At 64.6% G+C, this 820-nt stretch carries 1 protein-coding gene; it reads left to right on the forward strand.

What is annotated here, in order from left to right; translation table 11 throughout:
* Positions 1–61 precede the first annotated feature (61 nt).
* Positions 62–820 (forward strand): hypothetical protein (locus ABD901_RS58760; RefSeq protein WP_345145118.1); only part of this gene is annotated, 759 nt, incomplete at its 3' end.

The raw sequence follows: 820 nt of genomic DNA on the forward strand, positions 1-820 counted from the left end.
TGCAGATACGGCGTCGGGGCCGTGGACCGTTGATCGCCCTGGCGGGCCGCTGTCTCGGGAGGTGACGGTCGCCGCGTATGGGGTGCTGAGGCTCCGCGAGGCTTCTTCCCAGCCGCTGGCGCTGCCGGACCTGCCGGTGGACGTCTTACGGATCAATCTCCGCCTGGTGCCGTTGGACGGCGTGGGGGTGATGCAGGTGCATCGTCTGCAAGTTCTGGCACTCCAGGCAGCCCGCATGGTCAATGATGCGCAGCTTGTCTCGGACGTCGGGCGGCAACTCTATCTGCAGGTCACGTTCCATGACCGTGAGGAGCCGCATTGGACCCCCACAGTTCGTCGGCACCGGGAACGGGGCGGGTTGTCGATCAATGATCCGAATGTGTGGCCGACCAATGAACTGCTTCGGGATCGAGGCGGTGCGCGTCACAATGAAATGCTCAACCGTTTGTTGCGCATGCTGGGCGTGGATCATCGGGTGGGTGGTCCGGCCGACCTTGCTGCACTACGGTCGGCGATAAGCTCCACACTGGAGGCGCATGCGGTAGCACCGGCTGAACTTGCATATACGCGGGATGACCACGGGGAGCGCATTCCGTCCAACTTCCAACCGGTCGTTGTCGAGCATGGCCGCACAGTGCTGCGGATGTACGGGCGGGACATAGACGGACATCCGTCGTCGGATGCGATCCTGCGCGGGTTGAGCTCGGCCGTGCACGCGGTTCCGTTGCGGGAGTTCACGGAACAGTTGATGGCTCGCCGCTCGGCCGGTGTGCCGGTGCCGCCGCTGGAGATCGTGGTGTACGGGCCTGCCACGTCCGAT

This window comes from Dactylosporangium darangshiense (assembly GCF_039537565.1).
In the GTDB taxonomy this organism is placed as follows: domain Bacteria; phylum Actinomycetota; class Actinomycetes; order Mycobacteriales; family Micromonosporaceae; genus Dactylosporangium; species Dactylosporangium darangshiense.